This is a genomic window from Streptomyces sp. LMG1-1-1.1 (assembly GCF_040815545.1).
Taxonomy (GTDB): domain Bacteria; phylum Actinomycetota; class Actinomycetes; order Streptomycetales; family Streptomycetaceae; genus Streptomyces.
In genome coordinates this window covers 14143-32209 of sequence record NZ_JBFPNH010000098.1, presented here as the reverse complement: position 1 = coordinate 32209, position 18067 = coordinate 14143, and the positions used below count along the sequence as shown (strand labels likewise).

The 18067-nt window shown below is 72.9% G+C and carries 17 protein-coding genes; 2 read left to right on the top strand and 15 right to left on the bottom strand.

Annotated elements, in window-relative coordinates; all coding sequences use genetic code 11:
• Positions 1–169 precede the first annotated feature (169 nt).
• Both MRBLMG1_RS36345 and MRBLMG1_RS36340 read right to left on the bottom strand, forming a co-directional pair.
• Positions 170–625: an Lrp/AsnC family transcriptional regulator gene (locus MRBLMG1_RS36345; protein ID WP_015032260.1), complete on the bottom strand. Its 456-nt coding sequence runs from the start codon at positions 623–625 to the stop codon at positions 170–172.
• 10 nt (positions 626–635) lie between these two features.
• The gene (locus tag MRBLMG1_RS36340; RefSeq protein WP_367828432.1) at positions 636–2117 is read right to left on the bottom strand and encodes an amino acid permease; all 1482 of its coding nucleotides are present in this window, start codon (positions 2115–2117) and stop codon (positions 636–638) included.
• Between the two features lie 339 nt (positions 2118–2456).
• Between MRBLMG1_RS36340 and MRBLMG1_RS36335 the strand changes: the two genes are divergently transcribed.
• Positions 2457–3452: a GDSL-type esterase/lipase family protein gene (locus tag MRBLMG1_RS36335; protein ID WP_367828431.1), complete on the top strand. Its 996-nt coding sequence runs from the start codon at positions 2457–2459 to the stop codon at positions 3450–3452.
• A gap of 497 nt (positions 3453–3949) precedes the next feature.
• Here MRBLMG1_RS36335 and MRBLMG1_RS36330 read toward each other — a convergent pair whose 3' ends face one another.
• From MRBLMG1_RS36330 to fmt, 7 genes are all read right to left on the bottom strand, one after another.
• Positions 3950–5392, bottom strand: coding sequence for a GuaB1 family IMP dehydrogenase-related protein (locus MRBLMG1_RS36330; RefSeq protein WP_367828430.1), 1443 nt, complete (start codon positions 5390–5392; stop codon positions 3950–3952).
• A gap of 105 nt (positions 5393–5497) precedes the next feature.
• Positions 5498–5830, bottom strand: coding sequence for a barstar family protein (locus MRBLMG1_RS36325; protein ID WP_367828429.1), 333 nt, complete (start codon positions 5828–5830; stop codon positions 5498–5500).
• Positions 5820–6266 (bottom strand): ribonuclease domain-containing protein, encoded by a 447-nt coding sequence (locus tag MRBLMG1_RS36320; protein WP_367828428.1) that lies wholly within the window; start codon positions 6264–6266, stop codon positions 5820–5822. The genes MRBLMG1_RS36325 and MRBLMG1_RS36320 overlap by 11 nt, the downstream gene beginning before the upstream one ends.
• A gap of 55 nt (positions 6267–6321) precedes the next feature.
• A complete protein-coding gene (locus tag MRBLMG1_RS36315) occupies positions 6322–7371 on the bottom strand; it encodes a sugar-binding transcriptional regulator (RefSeq protein ID WP_367828576.1) in 1050 nt (349 codons plus the stop codon).
• A 134-nt stretch (positions 7372–7505) separates the two neighbouring features.
• A complete protein-coding gene (rpe, locus tag MRBLMG1_RS36310) occupies positions 7506–8189 on the bottom strand; it encodes a ribulose-phosphate 3-epimerase (protein WP_367828427.1) in 684 nt (227 codons plus the stop codon).
• A gap of 118 nt (positions 8190–8307) precedes the next feature.
• Positions 8308–9720: an RsmB/NOP family class I SAM-dependent RNA methyltransferase gene (locus MRBLMG1_RS36305; RefSeq protein WP_367828426.1), complete on the bottom strand. Its 1413-nt coding sequence runs from the start codon at positions 9718–9720 to the stop codon at positions 8308–8310.
• A gap of 73 nt (positions 9721–9793) precedes the next feature.
• Entirely contained in the window at positions 9794–10726 is a 933-nt protein-coding gene (gene fmt, locus MRBLMG1_RS36300; RefSeq protein ID WP_367828425.1) for a methionyl-tRNA formyltransferase, read from the bottom strand.
• A gap of 227 nt (positions 10727–10953) precedes the next feature.
• Here fmt and MRBLMG1_RS36295 point away from each other — a divergent pair, with 227 nt between their 5' ends.
• On the top strand, positions 10954–11472 hold the full coding sequence (locus MRBLMG1_RS36295) for a hypothetical protein (protein ID WP_367828424.1): 519 nt from the start codon (positions 10954–10956) through the stop codon (positions 11470–11472).
• A 78-nt stretch (positions 11473–11550) separates the two neighbouring features.
• Here the strand turns inward: MRBLMG1_RS36295 and MRBLMG1_RS36290 are convergent, their stop codons facing one another.
• The 6 genes from MRBLMG1_RS36290 to MRBLMG1_RS36265 form a co-directional block, all read right to left on the bottom strand.
• The gene (locus MRBLMG1_RS36290; RefSeq protein ID WP_367828423.1) at positions 11551–13680 is read right to left on the bottom strand and encodes a primosomal protein N'; all 2130 of its coding nucleotides are present in this window, start codon (positions 13678–13680) and stop codon (positions 11551–11553) included.
• Between the two features lie 93 nt (positions 13681–13773).
• Positions 13774–14982 (bottom strand): methionine adenosyltransferase, encoded by a 1209-nt coding sequence (gene metK, locus MRBLMG1_RS36285; protein ID WP_367828422.1) that lies wholly within the window; start codon positions 14980–14982, stop codon positions 13774–13776.
• A gap of 266 nt (positions 14983–15248) precedes the next feature.
• The gene (gene coaBC, locus MRBLMG1_RS36280; RefSeq protein WP_367828421.1) at positions 15249–16460 is read right to left on the bottom strand and encodes a bifunctional phosphopantothenoylcysteine decarboxylase/phosphopantothenate--cysteine ligase CoaBC; all 1212 of its coding nucleotides are present in this window, start codon (positions 16458–16460) and stop codon (positions 15249–15251) included.
• Between the two features lie 109 nt (positions 16461–16569).
• Positions 16570–16842, bottom strand: coding sequence for a DNA-directed RNA polymerase subunit omega (gene rpoZ, locus MRBLMG1_RS36275; protein WP_366042461.1), 273 nt, complete (start codon positions 16840–16842; stop codon positions 16570–16572).
• Between the two features lie 62 nt (positions 16843–16904).
• A complete protein-coding gene (gene gmk, locus MRBLMG1_RS36270; protein WP_367828420.1) occupies positions 16905–17492 on the bottom strand; it encodes a guanylate kinase in 588 nt (195 codons plus the stop codon).
• A gap of 49 nt (positions 17493–17541) precedes the next feature.
• Entirely contained in the window at positions 17542–17865 is a 324-nt protein-coding gene (locus MRBLMG1_RS36265) for an integration host factor (protein ID WP_362572758.1), read from the bottom strand.
• Positions 17866–18067: the final 202 nt, after the last annotated feature.

Genomic DNA, 18067 nt, shown 5'->3' with positions numbered 1-18067 from the left:
CCGCCCCACAGGGGTGGGCGGGGCGCGGGGCGGTGCGGGAACCACGGCCCGCACCGCCCGGCCGCCCGGCCGCCCGGCCGCCCGCGAATCCCTGCACCGGCGAGGCCGGGGGCTGGGTCTACGCCCAGGCCGGGGGCCGGGTCTACGTCGGCGAGCCCGGGACCGGGTCCTACGCCGGCGAGCCCGAGGAGAAGCGCCGCAGCAGCGGCGAGAGCACCAGGACGGACTTGGTGCGCTCCACGAACGGCTCGCCCGCGATGCGCTCCAGGACCCGTTCGAAGTGGCGCATGTCCGAGGCGAAGACCTGGACGACGGCGTCCGCGTCACCGGTGACGGTCGACGCGGACACCACCTCGGGATACCGCTCCAGACCCCGCCGGATGTCGTCCGGCGAGGTGTTGTGGCGGCAGTAGATCTCGACGAACCCCTCGGTCTCCCAGCCGAGCGCCGCCGGGTCCACCCGTACGGTGAAGCCGGTGATCGCGCCCTCGGCCCGGAGCCGGTCCACGCGCCGCTTCACGGCGGGTGCGGAGAGACCGACGAGCGAGCCGATGTCGGCGTAGCTGCGGCGGGCGTCCTCCGCGAGGGCGTGGACGATGCGTTCGTCGAGGTCGTTGAGTCGCACTACGGGTGGATCACTTCTCTGCTGATGCTGCTGACGCTGCGGTGGCCAGTCGGGAGCGGCGCATGCCGTATAGGAAGTAGAACACGAGCCCGGCGGCCATCCATCCGCCGAAGACCTTCCAGGTGACCGCGTCGAGGCTGAACATGTTGTACGCGCAGAAGAGCAGGCCGAGCAGCGGGAAGACCGGGCCGAGCGGCACCTTGAAGGTGCGGTCCATGTCCTTGCGGGTGTAGCGGAGGACGATGACCGCGATGTTGACCAGGCCGAAGGCGAAGAGCGTGCCGATGCTGGTGGCGTCGACGAGCTTGCCGAGCGGGATGACCGAGGCGAGGGCGGCGCAGAAGAGCGACACGATGACCGTGTTGACGCGCGGGGTGCCGGTCTTGCCGCTGACCTTGCCGAAGACCTTGGGGACGAGGCCGTCGCGGGACATCGCGAAGAGGACGCGGGTCTGGCCGTAGAGCACGGTGAGGACGACGCTCGCGATGGAGATGACCGCGCCGGCGGCGAGCAGGGTGCCCCAGAAGGTCTGGCCGGTGACGTCGTTCATGATCGCGGCCAGGGTGGCCTCGGAGCCTTCGAAGGCCTTCCAGTGCCACGCGCCGACGGCGACGGCGGCGACGAGGACGTAGAGCACCGTGACGATGAGCAGCGAGAGCATGATGGCCCGCGGCAGGTCGCGCTTCGGGTTCTTGGCCTCCTCGCCGGCCGTGGAGGCGGCGTCGAAGCCGATGTACGAGAAGAAGAGGCTGGCGCTGGCGGCGCCGACGCCGGCCATGCCGAGCGGCATGAAGTCCTTGTAGTTGCCGGACTTGAAGCCCACGAAGCCGATCGCGCAGAAGAGCACGAGGGCGACGATCTTCACCGCGACCATGATGGTGTTGATGACGGCGGACTCACGGGCGCCGCCGAGCAGGAACAGCATGGCGAGCAGGACGACGATCAGGCCGGGCAGGTTGATGACGCCGCCCTCGCCCGGGGCCGAGGAGACCACGTCGGGGAGCGTGACGCCGATGGTCCCGTCGAGCAGCTCGTTGAGGTACTCGCCCCAGCCGACCGCCACGGCGGCGACGGACACGCCGTACTCCAGGACCAGACACCAGCCGCAGACCCAGGCGACCAGTTCGCCCATCGTTGCGTACGCGTACGAGTAGGAAGAGCCGGCCACCGGTATGGTGCCGGCCAGCTCGGCGTACGAGAGCGCGGAGAACAGCGCCGTGAGACCGGCGATGACGAAGGCGACGGTAACCGCGGGGCCCGCCTTCGGGACGGCGTCACCGAGGACGACGAAGATGCCGGTGCCGAGCGTCGCACCGATGCTGATCATGGTCAGCTGCCACATGGAGAGCGTGCGGCGGAGACTGCCGCCCTCGCCCTGCCCACCCTCCGCGACCAGGGCTTCCACCGGCTTGCGCCGGACGAGTGCGCCGAGGGTGGAGGTCTTCGGGGTGGTCGTTTCGACGACCGGCGGGGCTGCGCCTTGATCCAGCACTGCGGAGGCTCCTTATCGCTGCCTGGGGGTAGGGAGGCGACCGCGGCGGTACGAGGGCATGCCGAGACAAGCCCACGGGGGAAGGGGAACCGCCGAGCAGGCGGTCGCCCCACTCCTGGTACGGGGCACGAGCCTAAGGGTCCGAGGTTCGCACTCGTAATGCAGGGTTGTTGCGCACTGGCGGATGATCATTGCGCGCTTCGGGCGCAGACGCGTAAACATTGCGCTCCCCCGCATGAATCGACACATCGGGGGTGAACCGGCCCGCCCGCCTCTGGACTCCTCGCCGCCGATGAGCCACCCTGCGAGGTCCTGACCACCGCACGATCGGAGGCCCCGGTGGGCTGGCTCGACCCGGAACCGTTCCTGCGCGGCACGGCCTGGCTGGACGGGCGACGGCCCGTCCGCGCCGACCCGGACGACCTCGAACGGCTCCCCTGGGACATCGCCGCCCGGGCCGCGCTGCCCATCGGCGTCCGCATCGAGTTCACCGCCGCGCCCGGCACCCGCGCCGTGCGGCTCCGCTACCGCGCGGACGCCCCGCGACCCGACGACCCCCTCGCCGCGCTACGCCACTGCTTCGACCTCTGGCAGGGCACCCGGTTGGTCGGCGAGACCTTCGCCACCCCGTCCGCCGAAGCCGTCGTCACCGTCCCGCTGCCCGCCCGCGGCGGCACCTTCACCCTCCACCTCCCCGAGGGCCAGTCACCCCTGCCGCTCGCCCTGCGGGCCGTCGACGGCACCCTCTCCCCCGCGCCGCCCCGACCCCGCTGGCTCGTCCACGGCGACTCGATCACCGAAGGCTGGTTGTCCACCCGCCCCGCCCACTCCTGGCCCGCCGCAGCGGGCCGCCTCCGCGGCCTCGACCCGGTCAACCTCGGCTACGCGGGCGGGGCCCGCGGCGAACTCCCCCTCGCCGAACACCTCGCCCGGCTCCCCGGCGAGGTCATCACCCTCGCCTTCGGCACCAACTGCTGGTCCCGCGTCCCCGCCACCCCCGAGTGGCTCTACGCCACCGTCCGCGCCTTCGTCGGCCTCGTCCGCCGCGGCCACCCGGCCACGCCCCTCCTCATCCTCTCCCCCGTCCTCCGCCCCGAGGCCGAACACACCCCCAACCCCCTCGGCGCCACCCTCACCGCCCTCCGCCGCGCCATGGAACGCGCCGCGCACGACCTCGCGACCGACGACCCCCACCTCCACCTCCTCCCCGGCCGCCCCCTCCTCCGCCCCGAACACCTCGCCGACGGCCTCCACCCCAACGACGCCGGCCACACCCGCCTAGCCCAAGCCGTCGCCACCGCCCTCCCCACCCCCCTCCCCCCCTCCACCCCCTAACCCCCTTGCGCCTACCCGCGCCCGCCACCTACCCCCACGTAGGCCGGCGTGGGCCCGCGCCCGCCACCTACCCCCACGTAGGCCCGCGCCTGCCCGCGCCCACCACCTGCCCCGCGTAGGCCGGCGTGGGCCCGCGCCCGCCACCCACCGCCCCCCGCGTGGGCCCCGCCCCGCTCCACCGCCGTGTGGGCAATCGTCCCGCTGGGGCGGGACGGGTGGGCACACGGGACGGCGCCCTCGGCGGCGCCTCGCCCCTCGTACCTGCCCGCACCCATACGGCGCCGTACCAGTGGTGCGGGATCAGGCGCGGAAGCCTAGGCCCGGCACGGGCGCCGTTCCGTTGTGCCCACCCGTTCCGCCCCAGCGGAACGATTGCCCACAACGGGCGGGGCTCCCGGGGGCTCATGCCGGACGGTCGGCGGGGCCGCCGGGCGTGGGGGAATGCCGCGGGCCCCCGGGAGCGGTGGTCTGCTCTCGGGGGCCCGGGGGGGTGGGGATTAGCTCCAGCTGGCGTGGAGGGGCTTGCCCTCGGCGTAGCCGGCGGCGGACTGGACGCCGATGACGGCCTTGTCCTCGAACTCCGCGAGGGAGCCCGCACCGGCGTAGGTGCAGGAGGAGCGGACGCCCGCGATGATGGAGTCGATGAGGTCCTCGACGCCCGGACGGGCCGGGTCGAGGAACATGCGGGAGGTGGAGATGCCCTCCTCGAACAGCGCCTTGCGCGCCCGGTCGTAGGCGGACTCGTCGCTGGTGCGGTTCTTGACGGCGCGGCCGGAGGCCATGCCGAAGGACTCCTTGTAGAGCCGCCCGTTGGCGTCCTGCTGGAGGTCGCCGGGGGACTCGTACGTCCCGGCGAACCAGGAGCCGATCATGACGTTGGACGCGCCGGCGGCGAGCGCCATGGCGACGTCGCGCGGGTGGCGGACACCGCCGTCGGCCCAGACGTGCTTGCCGTACTTCTTGGCTTCGGCGGCGCACTCCAGGACGGCGGAGAACTGCGGGCGGCCGACGCCGGTCATCATGCGGGTGGTGCACATGGCACCGGGGCCGACGCCGACCTTGATGATGTCGGCGCCCGCCTCGATGAGGTCCTTGACGCCTTCGGCGGCGACGATGTTGCCCGCGACGATCGGGACGTGCGGGTCGAGCGCCCGCACGGTGCGGATCGCGGCGATCATCGATTCCTGGTGGCCGTGCGCGGTGTCGATGACGAGCGTGTCGACGCCCGCGTCGAGCAGCTGCTTGGCCTTGCCCGCCACGTCGCCGTTGATGCCGACGGCGGCGGCGATGCGCAGCTTGCCGGCCTTGTCGACGGCGGGGCTGTAGAGGGTCGCGCGCAGGGCGCCCTTGCGGGTGAGGATGCCGACGAGCTTGCCGTCCGCGTCGACGGCGGGGGCGTAGCGGCGGTTGGCGGCGTCGAGGGTGTTGAAGGCCTCGCGCGGGTCGATGTCGGCGTCCAGGAGCAGCAGGTCCTTGGACATGACCTCGGAGAGCTGGGTGAAGCGGTCGACGCCGGAGAGGTCGGCGTCGGTGACGACGCCGACGGGGCGGCGGTTCTCGTCGACGACGACGCCGGCGTCGTGGGCGCGCTTCGGCAGCAGCGACAGCGCGTCGGCGACCGTCTGGTGCGGCTCGAGGACGATCGGGGTGTCGAGCACGTGGTGGCGGCTCTTGACCCAGGTGATGACGTCGGTGACGACCTCGATGGGAATGTCCTGGGGGATGACGACCAGGCCGCCGCGGCGGGCCACGGTCTCGGCCATCCGCCGGCCGGCGATGGCGGTCATGTTGGCGACGACGAGCGGGATGGTCGTCCCGGTTCCGTCGGGCGAGGAGAGGTCCACGGCCTGGCGGGAACCGACGGCCGAGCGGCTCGGCACCATGAACACATCGTCGTACGTCAGGTCGTAGGGCGGCTTGACGTCATTGAGGAAACGCACGTGCTGACATCCCAGTCGTTCGGATCGGCCCCTAGGCATTTCAGCCAGGGGAAAAAGCACGTAGTTCATTGTCCCACGCCCCTACGGATACCAGTCCAGGGCGAATCATCCGAGGCTCGCGGCAGGTGGTTCGTCGGATCCTCCGAAGCCCGTTCCCAGGGCGAGGAGGACGGTGAGGCGGGTGGGGCGCTCGTCGACGGCCGTGGCGAAGACGTCCTGGGCGGTCTGCCAGTCGCGCGGGCGCGTGTCGGCGAACCCCTGCCAGCCGGTGACGACGAGGGTGACCGGCTCGGTCAGGTCGGTGAGGCAGTCGGCGAGGGCGTCCCAGTTCCGGCCGAACCAGTCGGGCAGCGCGAGCGCGGTGGCGCACCGGTCCATGAGGTCGGCCTTGTCGGTGACCCCGGTCAGGTCGAGGACGACGGGATCGTCAATTCTCATCCGTGACCACCTCCCGGAACGTCTCGTAGTGGTCGGCGGTGTAGTACGTCTCGTGGTTGCGTCCGGTGACGATCCGGCGCGCCCCGCGGCCGTGGGCGCCGGGGGTCTTCACGGTGTACTCGTGGTAGTAGCCGCGTTCCTCGCGGGGCAGGATCTGCTCGAAGTTCGAGAAGACGGTGCCGTCCTTGGTGTACGGGAAGGGGCCGCCGCTCGCGATGAGGCGGAGCGTGGTCCGCGCCTCGGGGGGCAGGTCCGCGACCCGTACGGTGGGGAGCCCCGAGGCGCCGGTGGGTGCGGCGGCGGGGAGCGAGGGGGCGGTGCGGGTGGGGGTCGCCGTGCGGGTGGCGGTGCCGGTCCCGCCGCTCGCCGAGGAGCACCCCGCCAGGAAGACGGCGAGGACGAGCGCGAGGAGCACGCGCAGGGGCCGGAGCAACATGTCCCGAACATACCGTTACGGGATGGCTCCGGCCCCTGGACGTGCGGCGGTCGTGTCAGTTGCCGTCGGGGTCCCTGCGGTCGAGCGCCGGGTGGGTGCCCGGGCTGGACGCGGTGAGCAGGTAGTCGGCCGCGGCGCGGTCGGTGACGAGGCTGGTGACGAGTCCGGAGCGGAGCACCGCGCCGATCGCCGCCGCCTTGCGCTGGCCGCCGGCGATGGCCACGACCTCGGGAATGCGGCGCAGCCGGTCCGCCTCGACGGTGATGCAGCGCTCGCCGAGGTCGCGGCCGACCCGCCGGCCGTCGGCGTCGAAGAGGTGGGCCGACATCTCGGCGGCGACGCCCAGCGAGGCGTAGTGGGCCCGCTCGGTGTCGGAGAGCATGTCGTGGACGGTCGAGATGCCCGGCTCCCAGGAGCCGATGGAGACGCAGGCGACGGTCACCTTGTCGAAGTACTCGAAGGCCCGGGCGATGCCGGTCTGGCTGCGCAGCGCCGCCGCGGTCGCCGGGTCGGGGAGCAGCATGGGCGCGTAGATGGGATGGGCCTCGCCGCCGGACACCTGGGCGGCGCGGCGGACGGCCTCGACGGAGCCGCGCTCGGCGGTTCCGGCGTCGTACACGCCGGTGAGCTGGACGACGGTGCAGGGCGGCAGCCGGTCGAGTGCCGCCGCCATGTGGATGGTGGAGCGGCCCCACGCGAGGCCGAGGACGTCGCCCTCGGTGACGAGCTCACCGAGCAGGTCGGCCGCGACCTCGCCGAGGTTCTCCGGGTCGGGCGACTCGTCGTCGCCCTCCGCCGGGGACTCGACGACGACGGCATGGCGGAGCCCGTAGCGGGCGCGGAGCGCGTCGGAGCGCTCGGCGTCCAGCTCGGCCGGTACGCGGATCTCGATCCGTACGAGGTCGCGCTCCAGGGCGGTCTCCAGGACCCGGGCCACCTTGAAGCGGCTCACGCCGAACTCCTCGGCGATCTGGATCTTGGACTTGCCCTCGAGGTAGAAGCGGCGGGCCATGGCCGCCGCCTGCACCAGCTCCGCGGGGCCCATCCGCAGGGCTGACCGTCCCGCCGACATTCCCGCCACCGCGATCTCCTCACTGCTGTTCACGTACCGCTGTTCACGTACGGAAGTCACGTTCCGATGTGGTTCACACTCTGGACTCGCCGTTCATCCTGTCAGATCCGGCGGGCCTTGATCAGTCCTGTCGACGGCCCGACCGACCGCGTTCATCCGCCGGAGGCTCAGTGGCCACACGCCCACGCGGCGGAGGCCGTGGCGGCGTCGGCGCGGGCACGCAGCGAGGCGACGGCGGCGGCCGGGTCGGCGGCGCCGTACACCGCGGAGCCGGCGACGAAGACGTCGGCGCCGGCCTCGGCGCACCGCTCGATGGTGGACTCGGCGACACCGCCGTCGACCTGGAGCCAGAGCTCCAGGCCGTGCTTGGAGATCAGCTCACGGGTGCGGCGGATCTTGGGCAGCATGATGTCGAGGAACGCCTGGCCGCCGAAGCCGGGCTCGACGGTCATGATCAGCAGCATGTCGAGCTCGGGGAGCAGGTCCTCGTACGGCTCGATGGGCGTGGCCGGCTTGAGCGCCATGGAGGCGCGGGCGCCCTTGGCCCTGATCTCCCGCGCGAGCCGCACGGGCGCGGCGGCCGCCTCGACGTGGAAGGTGACCGAGCCGGCGCCCGCCTCCACGTACTGCGGGGCCCAGCGGTCCGGGTCCTCGATCATCAGGTGGCAGTCGAGCGGGATGTCGGTCGCGCGGGCCAGGGACTCGACGATCGGCACCCCCAGCGTCAGGTTGGGCACGAAGTGGTTGTCCATCACGTCGACGTGCAGCCAGTCGGCACCGCCGACGGCCTTCGCCTCATCGGCGAGCCGGGCGAAGTCCGCGGACAGGATGCTGGGGTTGATCTGCGCCATGTGCCAAGCCTCCCACGTTCTTGGGTACTTCTTTGCCGCTGAGCGGTTTCGGATCCGGTCCAGACCAATTTCGGTACGAACCGACGAGTCTGGACCGGGACGGACCGGGAGATTGCGGTCAGGCGGTCCGGCGCAGCAGCGCCAGGTACATCGCGTCCGTACCGTGCAGATGCGGCCACAGCTGGACGTCCGGGCCGTCGCCGAGCGCGGGCACACCGGGCAGCAGCGGGCGGGCGTCGATCAGCTCGGCGCCGCCGACCTTCTTCAGGACGTCGTCGACGACCACCCGGGTCTCCGCCAGGTGCGGCGAGCAGGTCGCGTACCCCACCACGCCGCCGACGCGCACGGCGCTCAGGGCCTCGGTGAGCAGCGCGCGCTGGAGCGGCGCGAAGCCGTCCAGGTCCTCGGGGCGGCGGCGCCAGCGGGCCTCCGGGCGGCGGCGCAGGGCGCCGAGGCCCGAGCAGGGCACGTCCATCAGGACGCGGTCGAAGGAGCCGGGGCGCCACGGCGGGCGGGTGCCGTCGGCGGCGATCACCTGGTACGGACCCGGGTTGCCGGCGAGGGCGCGCTCGACGAGGCGGGCGCGGTGCGGCTGCTTCTCCGAGGCGAGCAGGGCGGCGCCGCGCTCGGCGGCCAGCGCGGCCAGCAGGGCGGCCTTGCCGCCGGGCCCCGCGCAGCCGTCGAGCCAGCGGGCGTCGGAGCCTTCGACCGGCGCGTTGGCCAGGGCGATGGCGACGAGCTGGCTGCCCTCGTCCTGGACGCCGGCCCGCCCCTCCTTCACGGCCTCGATGGCGCCGGGCTCGCCGCCCTCGGCCATCCGCAGGGCGTACGGGGACCAGCGGCCCGGCAGCGTCTCGGTGACCGCCGAGAGCTCCTCGGTGGTGGCGCGGCCGGGCCGGGCCACGAGGGTGACCTCGGGGCGCTCGTTGTCGGCCTCCAGGAGGTCCTCGATGCCGGCGCGGCCTCCGCCGAGGGAGTCCCAGAGCGCCGAGACGACCCAGCGGGGGTGCGAGTGGACCACGGCGAGGTGGTCCTCGGGGTCGTCGTCGTACGGCGGCGCGACCTGCGCGACCCAGGCGTCGAGGTCCTGCTGCGAGATCTTCCGCAGGACGGCGTTCACGAACTTGGCCCGGCCGTCGCCGAGCACCACGCGGGCCAGCTCGACGCTGGCGGAGACCGCCGCGTGGGTGGGGATCCGCGTCCCGAGCAGCTGGTGCGCGCCGAGCGCCAGCACGTCGAGGACGGGCGGGTCGACCTCGCGCAGCGGCCGGTCGATGCAGGCGGAGATGACCGCGTCGTACGTGCCCTGGCGCCGCAGCGTCCCGTAGACGAGCTCGGTCGCGAGCGCCGCGTCCCGCCCGTCGAAGTCGCCCTTCTCCCGGGCCTTCCTCAGCAGCGGCGGCAGTACCAGGTTCGCGTACGCGTCCCGCTCGTCCACCGCCCTCAGCGCCTCGAAGGCCAGCATCCGGACGGGGTCCTTCTGGGGCCTCCGGTAGGGCTTGTGGGGACGGCGACGTGCCTGCTCGCTCAAAGGTGCTCCGCGTGACGAAATGAAGAGGGTCGAACGCTCCCCAGCCTACGTCGCCCGCGGAGCCCCCCGCGCCCTACGCTCCCAGGCCCTCACCGGGGGCGATCCGCACGCCGCGGGCCCAGTCCGCGGCCTTCATCGGCTTCTTGCCCTGGGGCTGGACCCAGAGCATTTCGACCGCGTAGGAGCCGGTGCCGGCGTAGACGTTGTTCTTGCCGACCGCGAGCTCGCCGGGGGCGAGGTCGGCGCGGTCGGGGAGGGGGGTGACCTGGATGAGCTTGAGGCGCTCGCCCCGGAAGACGGTCCAGGCGCCGGGCGCGGGGGTGCAGCCGCGGACCACGCGGTCCACCCGCAGGGCGGGGGCGGCGAAGTCGACGTGGGCGTCCTCGACCTGGATCTTGGGCGCCAGGGTGATGCCCTCGACCGGCTGCGGGACGGCGTGGAGGCTGCCCTCCTCGATGCCGTCCATCGTCGCCGCGAGCAGTCCGGCGCCCGCGAAGGCGAGCCGGGTCAGCAGGTCGCCGCTGGTGTCGGTGGGGCGGACGTCCTCGGTGACCACGCCGTAGACCGGACCGGAGTCGAGCCCCTCCTCGATCAGGAAGGTGGACGCGCCGGTCACCTGGTCGCCGGCCATCAGGGAGTGCTGCACGGGGGCGGCCCCGCGCCAGGCGGGCAGCAGCGAGAAGTGCAGGTTGACCCAGCCGCGGGCGGGGATGTCGAGGGCGACCTTGGGCAGCAGCGCGCCGTAGGCGACGACCGGGCAGCAGTCCGGCGCGATCTCCCGCAGCCGGGCGAGAAAGTCCTCGTCGCGCGGCCTGGCCGGCTTCAGGACCTCGATCCCGGCCTCCTCCGCCCGCTGGGCCACCGGGCTGGCCACGAGCCGCCGGCCGCGCCCCGCCGGAGCGTCCGGCCGGGTGACCACGGCCGCCACCTCGTGCCGGCCGGAGGCGAGCAGGGCGTCCAGGGCGGGTACGGCGACCTCGGGGGTGCCTGCGAAGACGAGCTTCATGGGTGGCGACTGCCTGTCTCTCCGGGGGCTTTACGGGCAGCGCACCAGTCTAGATGCCACGGGAGAAGGGGGCGTACGTGAGGACGAGCGCCCTGCGCATATGCGTGTACGCCCCCGCAGCGTGACCCAACTCCCGGTGGCGCGTTGGTCAAGAGAGATTGACCGAATCGGGTCGCCGTTCCCCCCTGCGACCCGCTCCCTTAAACGCCGGTTCGAGAGGCTTTCACATGGCCGACCACGCAACCCACGACGCCCAAGCCCGGGCGAGTCTGCACCTGTTGGTGCGGGACATCGAGCGGGTCCGGCGGCAGGTGGACGCACTGCGCACGCTCACGGCCCAGCTGGGCAATGTCTACCGCCCTCGCCGCTCCGGCCCGTCCACGGGCTTCGTCGTCTACGGGCGCGCGCCCGCCCCGACCGTCCGACTCGCCCAGGAGCTGCGGGACAGCGTCGAGACCCTGGTGACCGCCGCGGTCGACTTCGACCGCTCGCTCGGCTTCTCGTGGGACGCGGTCGGTTCCGCGCTCGGAGTCACCAAGCAGGCCGTCCACCGCCGCTACGGCGCCCGGCGCGCGCCCCAGCAGGGCATCGCCGTGGACCAGGAGCACACCGTGGAGCCGGGCGCGACCCGCACGCTCCCCTCGGTTCCCGCCGCCCGCTCGATGCCCCCGCAGCCCACCTCGGGCAGCGCCACCCTCCGCGAGGACCCCCGCCCGCCGGCCTTCCCCGGCCCGCGCAACGGCTGACCCCGCACCACCCGACGGCCGCCCGTCCCCTCCGAGAGGGGGGCGGGCGGCTGTCGCGTCCCCGCCGGGGACCGTGCCTCAACCGATGTCCGGCGGGTCGACCCGGATCCGTACCGGCTCCCCGCCGCCGCGCGCCATGCGGGCGGCCCGCGCCTGCTTGAGGGCGGCCGCCAGAGCCGCGCCGCTCCCCGGCGGTACCCGGACCAGGGCCCGGTCCCACATCTCGCCCGGCGGCGGGTCGCCGGGCCTGCGGGGGCCGCCGGGTCGGACGACGGGCAGCGGCACCGGGCCGAGGATCTGGGCGTCCGCGGGCAGGCCGGCCGCCGCGAGGAACCCTTCGACGGCGTCCGGCGGGCCCGTCACCGCGGCCATCCGGGAGACCGGCGGGAAGCCCAGCTCGGCCCGCTCGGCCAGCTCGCGCTGGGCGTGCCCGACCGGGTCCCAGCGGACCAGCGCCTGCACCGGCCGAAGCGTCGGCTCCGCGACCACCACGACGGTGCCGCCCTCGGCCTGGCCCCGCACCAGCGAGGCCGCGTCGATCCAGCGGCGCAGCGCCTCCTCGCCGGCCCGCAGGTCGGGACGGCCGAGCATGGCCCAGCCGTCGAGGAGGAGCGCCGCCGCGTATCCGCCGTCGGCGACGGGTTCGGCGCCGGGGGTGGAGACGACGAGCGCCGGACGCCCGGGCACGCTGTCCAGGACGTGGTCGCGCCCCGAGGTCCGTACCGGAACCGCCGGGAACGCCCGGCCCAGTTCCTCCGCCGTCCGCCGCGCGCCCACGATCTGGGCCCGCAGCCGGTTCGATCCGCACGCCACGCAGTGCCAGTCGGGCGCGCCCCGCCCGCACCAGGAGCACCGCAGCTCCTGCTGGTCGGGGGCTTCGAGGGGCCCTGCGCAGTGGCGGCAGCGGGCGGGCGTCCTGCACCGCTCGCAGGCCAGCTTCGGCACGTATCCCCGCCGGGGCACCTGGACGAGCACCGGACCGGTCTTGAGCCCCTCCCGTACGGTCTGCCAGGCGAGCGACGGCAGCCGGGCCGCGCGGGCGGCCTCGTCGCGGGCGAGTTCCCCGTCGCCGACGGTCCGGATCAGGGGGGCGGCCCTGCGGACCTGCTCGCGTCCGGCGGTCAGCGCCTTGGCCCAGCCGGACTCGACGAGCTGGGCGGCCTCGACGGTGCAGCTCGTACCGCCGAGGAGGAAGGCGCACCGGTCGAGGCCGGCGCGCAGGATCAGCACCTCGCGCGCGTGGGGCTGCGGGGCGTGCGGCTCGCTGTGGCTGCCGTCGCCGTCGTCCCAGACGACGACGAGCCCGAGGTCCCGTACGGGGGCGAACATCGCGGCCCGGGTGCCGACCACCGCCCGCACCGCGCCGCGCCGCACCGCCAGCCACTGCGCGTACCGCTTCTCCGGCCCGGCCTCGGCGGTCAGCAGCGCGTGCCGCCCCTCCCCCAGGACCTCGGTCAGCGCCGCGTCGACCCGGCCGGCCGCCCGGCCGTCGGGGACGACGACGAGCGCGCCGCGGCCCGAGGCCAGGGTCGCGCCGACGGCCCGGGCGATCTCCTCGGCCCAGTGCGGCCCCGGGAGCGCGTTCCACACGGCCCGGGGCGCCCCGCCGCGGGCCAGGGAGTCCAGGAACGCCGTCCCCCGCTCGTACCGCGTCCAGGTCCCCGGCTCCGGCGCCCGCGGCGGCGGCAGCGGTTCCGGCGAGGGGCGGCCCTCGGCGCGGGCGCTGCGCGGCGGCACCGCGAGCTGGAGCACGTCCGCGAGGCTTCCGGCGTAGCGGTCGGCGACGGCGCGGGCGAGACCGAGCAGCTCGGGTCCGAGGACCGGCTCGGGCGAGACGACGTCGGCGAGCGCGGCCAGCGGTCCCGAGTAGTCCGAGGTGGCCCGGCGCTCGACGAGGAAGCCGTCGATCAGCCGACCGCCCTCCCGGCGTCCGCCCTTGACCTGGTGGGCGCCCGCGCCGAACCGCACGCGCACCCGCACTCCGGGCCGCGCCGCCTCGTCGAGCTCCTCGGGCACCGCGTAGTCGAAGAACTGGTCGAGGTGGAGCGCCCCCTTGTTCACCACGACCCTGGCGACCGGCAGCTCCTTCGCCAGTGCGGCCCCCCGCCAGGTCCGCGGCTTGGCCCGCGGCACCTTCGCCGTCCGCACGGTCTCCCGAATGAGCGCGAGCTGCTCGGGTTCGTCGGACTTCTCGTTCTCGCTGCTCACAGCCCCATACCTACCAGACGCCACCGACAGCCGGAGACGTCCGAAGCCCGGCACCCCTCCAGGGGGTGCCGGGCTTCGGACGCGTACGGGCGATTACAGACCGGCGGCCGTCCTGAGGGCGTCCACGCGGTCCGTGCGCTCCCAGGTGAAGTCGGGCAGCTCGCGGCCGAAGTGGCCGTAGGCGGCGGTCTGGGAGTAGATCGGGCGGAGCAGGTCGAGGTCGCGGATGATCGCGGCCGGGCGGAGGTCGAAGACCTCGGCGATGGCGTTCTCGATCTTCTCGTTCTCGACGGTGTTGGTGCCGAAGGTCTCGACGAAGAGGCCGACGGGCTCGGCCTTGCCGATCGCGTAGGCGACCTGGACCTCGCAGCGCGAGGCGAGGCCCGCGGCGACGACGTTCTTGGCGACCCAGCGCATGGCGTAGGCGGCCGAGCGGTCGACCTTGGACGGGTCCTTGCCGGAGAAGGCGCCGCCACCGTGGCGGGCCATGCCGCCGTAGGTGTCGATGATGATCTTGCGGCCGGTGAGGCCGGCGTCGCCCATCGGGCCGCCGATCTCGAAGCGGCCGGTCGGGTTCACCAGGAGGCGGTAGCCGTCGGTGTCGAGCTTGATGCCGTCCTCGACGAGCTGCTTGAGCACGTGCTCGACGACGAACTCGCGGATGTCGGGCGCGAGCAGCGACTCCAGGTCGATGTCGGAGGCGTGCTGCGAGGAGACGACGACCGTGTCGAGGCGGACGGCCTTGTCGCCGTCGTACTCGATGGTGACCTGGGTCTTGCCGTCGGGGCGCAGGTACGGGATGGTCCCGTTCTTGCGGACCTCGGTGAGGCGGCGGGACAGGCGGTGCGCGATGTGGATCGGCAGCGGCATCAGCTCGGGGGTCTCGTCCGAGGCGTAGCCGAACATCAGGCCCTGGTCGCCGGCGCCCTGCTTGTCGAGCTCGTCCTCGTCACCCTCGACCCGCTTCTCGTACGCGGTGTCGACACCCTGGGCGATGTCCGGGGACTGGGATCCGATGGACACCGACACGCCGCAGGAGGCGCCGTCGAAGCCCTTCTTGGAGGAGTCGTAGCCGATCTCCAGGATCTTGTTCCGGACGAGGGTCGGGATGTCCGCCCACGCCTTGGTGGTCACCTCACCGGCGACGTGCACGAGGCCGGTGGTGATCAGCGTCTCGACGGCGACGCGAGAGGTGGGGTCCTCCCGCAGCAGTGCGTCGAGGATGGTGTCGCTGATCTGGTCAGCGATCTTGTCGGGGTGACCCTCGGTGACGGATTCCGAGGTGAACAGACGACGGGACACAACGCTCCCTGGTGTTGCAGCGGCTGCTGGCTACTCGTGACGCGGACCGGCAGGGGGCTGCGCCCCGCGACGTTCCACGAACAGTCTATCGGTCGTGGTCGGACTATGGACCAGGTGTCTCGACAGACGAATGACACAGGAGGCGCGGAACCCCCCGCCGACAAGGCCGAGATCACCCTTTCGGTGGGACGCACATCACTCGACGGTCGGCGTTTCCCGCCTCCGATGCGTCACCGCGCTGCTTCGCCCCGGGACGGGCAAGCCTGTCAGGTCGCAGGCCGGAGCCGCGGCAGGACGAGGTCCCACACCGTCTCGGCGAGCGCTTCCTTCGGCCCGTACGGAACGGGGGTCTCGGCGCCGTCGGAGGCGAGGACGACGGCCTCGTTCTCCTCGGAGCCGAACGTCTTGCGCTCCCCCACCTCGTTGACGACGAGCAGGTCGCAGCCCTTGCGGCGGAGCTTCTCCCGCCCGTTGGCGAGGACGTCGTCGGTCTCGGCGGCGAAGCCGACGACCACCTGGCCGGGCAGGGCCCGGTCGGCGGACAGCTCGGCCAGGATGTCCGGGTTGCGGACGAGTGCGACGGTGGGGGCACCGTCGTCGCCCTTCTTCTTGATCTTCCCGGTGGCGTAGACGGCCGGGCGGAAGTCGGCGACGGCCGCGGCCATCACCACGGCGTCCGCGTCGGCGGCGGCCTTGAGCACGGCCTCGCGGAGCTGGACGGCGGTGCCGACGTGGACCACGTCGACGCCGGCCGGGTCGGGGATGCCGGTGTTGGCCTCGACCAGGGTCACCCGGGCACCGCGGGCCGCGGCCGCCCTGGCGAGCGCGTAGCCCTGCTTGCCGGAGGAGCGGTTGCCCAGGTAGCGCACGGGGTCGAGCGGCTCACGGGTGCCGCCCGCGCTGACCACGACATGGCGGCCGGCGAGGTCGGGGGCGGTGACGCCGCGCGCGAGGATCCGCCGGCAGACCTCGAAGATCTCCCCGGGGTCGGGCAGCCGGCCCTTGCCGGTGTCGACGCCGGTGAGACGGCCGACGGCGGGCTCGATGACGACGGCGCCGCGGCGGCGGAGGGTGGCCACGTTCTCCTGGGTCGCCGGGTGCTCCCACATCTCGGTGTGCATCGCGGGGGCGAAGACGACCGGACAGCGCGCGGTGAGCAGGGTGTTCGTGAGGAGGTCGTCGGCGAGGCCGTGGGCGGCCTTGGCGAGCATGTCGGCGGTGGCGGGGGCGACGACGACGAGGTCGGCTCCCTGGCCGATCCGCACGTGCGGGACCTCGTGGACGGACTCCCACACCTCGGTCGAGACGGGGTGGCCGGAGAGTGCGGACCAGGTGGCCGCCCCGACGAAGTTCAGCGCGGAGTCGGTGGGCACGACCCGGACGTCGTGGCCCGACTCGGTGAGCCGGCGCAGCAGCTCGCACGCCTTGTAGGCGGCGATGCCGCCGCTGACCCCCAGAACGACCTTCGGCTCGGCCACGACTTCCACCACTCCCCGCACTCGGATGCGTACGACTCCATGAGACACCACAGGCCCGGCGGATGTTCCGCCGGGCCTGTGGTGACAAGCGTTACAAAGCGATACGTGCTTACGTCGCCGGGCCCTCGATGGCCTCGGACGTCAGCAGACCCGCGTTGATCTCCCGCAGGGCGATCGAGAGCGGCTTCTCGTGGACGTGGGTGTCGACGAGCGGACCCACGTACTCCAGCAGGCCCTCGCCGAGCTGGGAGTAGTACGCGTTGATCTGACGCGCGCGCTTGGCCGCGTAGATCACGAGGCTGTACTTCGAGTCCGTGGCCTCGAGCAGCTCGTCGATCGGCGGGTTGATGATGCCCTCGGGCGCAGTCATGGAAGAGGACACGCTCTACCTTCCGAAGATGGAGAAAAAATCAGACATGCTGTGAAGGTCGGGGACCCACGGCGTCAGCCGTTGTTGTCCAGATCCCCAGATGACAGCAGCATCAACGTTAGCAGCTCGCGTGCGACGTCCTCGACGGAGGTGTTGACGAGCGTGGTGTCGAACTCCGATTCGGCGGCCAGCTCGACCTTCGCGGCCTCCAGTCGGCGCGCGATGACCTCCGGCGACTCGGTGCCGCGGCCGGTGAGCCGGCGGACCAGCTCCTCCCAGCTCGGCGGAGCCAGGAAGACCAGCTGGGACTCCGCCATGGAGTCCTTGACCTGACGGGCGCCCTGGAGGTCGATCTCCAGGAGCACGGGCTCCCCGGAGTCGAGGCGCTCGAGGACCGCGCCCCGCGGGGTGCCGTAACGGTTGCCCGCGAACTCGGCCCATTCGAGGAGCTCACCGTTGGCGATCAGCTTGTCGAACTCGTCGTCCGTCACGAAGAAGTAGTGGACGCCGTGCTTCTCGCCGGGGCGGGGCTTCCGTGTCGTCGCCGACACCGAGAGCCAGACCTCGGGGTGGACCTTGCGCATATGAGCGACGACCGTGCTCTTGCCGACCCCTGAGGGGCCGGAGAGCACGGTCAGCCGCGGACGTACCTCTGCTGCCATGCAGCGATTATTCCAGCTTTACCGGTGTGCCCGGGACGCGCGTCCCGGATCAGGCGCCGGTGCTGCCGAACTCCCGCTCCAGGGAGGCGATCTGGTTCGAGCCGAGACCGCGGACGCGGCGGCTCTCGGAGATGCCGAGGCGCTCCATGATCTGCTTGGCGCGGACCTTGCCCACGCCCGGCAGGGACTCGAGGAGAGCGGAGACCTTCATCTTGCCGATGACGTCGTTCTCCTGGCCGGTCTTGATGACCTCCTGCAGGGAGGCGCCGGAGTGCTTGAGTCGATTCTTGATCTCGGCCCGCTCCCGGCGAGCCGCGGCGGCCTTCTCGAGCGCGGCTGCGCGCTGTTCAGGGGTAAGGGGCGGAAGAGCCACGCCTACGTCACCTCGGATGTCGATCTGTCGGATACGGACCGGTGAGGAACCCAGCGCCCCACACCAGTGGAGCAACGTTCAACGGTGTGTCGCTGAACGGCTGCTCTGCCCCGGAGACTAGCGGCCGAGGCCGCTCCCGTCAGCGAGAACAGCGGAAAAGTCCTGGTCAGCATCGACCGACCAGGACTTTTCCGGCATAACG